Source organism: Streptomyces sp. SolWspMP-5a-2, from assembly GCF_900091845.1.
Taxonomy (GTDB): Bacteria; Actinomycetota; Actinomycetes; order Streptomycetales; family Streptomycetaceae; genus Streptomyces; species Streptomyces doudnae.
On record NZ_FMCI01000301.1, the window covers coordinates 1 to 1,124 of the forward strand.

1 protein-coding gene and 1 pseudogene are annotated in these 1,124 nt (G+C 77.3%); both read left to right on the forward strand.

Features of this window, described 5'->3' with window-relative positions:
- Window positions 1-911: alpha/beta fold hydrolase (locus tag GA0115242_RS29770; RefSeq protein WP_107461515.1), on the forward strand; the 911-nt coding region annotated here is incomplete at its 5' end.
- Window positions 908-1,124 (forward strand): annotated as a pseudogene (locus tag GA0115242_RS29775) (methyltransferase); the annotation flags it as partial. The gene GA0115242_RS29770 and the pseudogene GA0115242_RS29775, both read left to right, overlap by 4 nt.

A 1,124-nucleotide genomic window follows, 5' to 3' on the forward strand; every position in this document is an offset into this window, starting at 1 on the left:
CCCGCGCCACCGCCGACGGCGAGCCCCAGCGGGCGGCCACCGCAGCGCGCGCCGCGTTCCCCGGCCCGCCCGTGGTGCTGCCCGCCCGCGACGGCACCCCGCTCCGATGCTGGGCGGTGGGCCCCGAGGACGCGCCCGCCGTGGCCGTCGTCAGCGCCTGCGGCATGCCCGTCGGCCTCGCGGTCCCCTGGCTGGCCGCCCTCAGCGACCGCTACCGGGTGGTGACCTGGGAGAGCCGGGGCCTGTTCGCGGCGGACGACGGCAGCGGCCTCGGCGCCCAGCCCGCCCACGACCTCGACGCCCAGAGCGACGACGTGCTCGCCGTCCTCGACGGCTTCGGCATCGGCCACGCCCACGCGCTCGGCCTCTGCGGGGGAGCGGTGATCGCCCTCTCGGCCGCCGCCCGCTCCGACCGCGTCAGCTCCCTGAGCCTGTGGCACGGCGACTGGGAACTCGGCGCCGAGGCCCCCAAGACGGCCCACCAGCACGACATCGCGTCCCTGCTCGCGCTGGTCGCCAGGGGCCGACCGCAGGCAGCCGCCATGCACCGGCTGATGAGCAGGCCCACCGCCCTCCAGGCGCTGCGCCCGGACATCGCCCACTACCTCATCCACCCCTACGCCACCCCCGAACTGCTGCACCGCTACGGCCTGTTGAACGGCGCCCTGATGACCGCCGACTGCCGACGGCTGCTCGACGCCCCGCAACCCGCCCTCGTCGTCACCAGCGGCCGGGACACCACCGCCCATCCGGCGGGCTCCGCCTTCGTCGCCCGCCACCTGCCCCGGGCCCGGCTCTGCTCGCTGCCCGAGGGCGACCACCTCACCGCCTTCGACGCGGGCGACGAACTCGTGGCGCTGGCACGGGAGTTCCTGCACTCGGTGACCGTCCCCGACCGGAGGGCCACATGACCGACATCGACCCGCACCTGGCCGACGTGCTCACCGCACACCCCTCGGTGGCCGCCGCGCAGGTCACCGCCGACCCCGACGGCACCGGCGGCCACGCCCTGCTGGTCGCCGACCCGCGCACCGCCCCCGCGCTGCACCGCTCCGCCGAGCTGGAGGCGGCGGGCCGACTCGGCACCCTCGGCTGGCACGAACCCGCGGGCGTGCTGCGGGTCG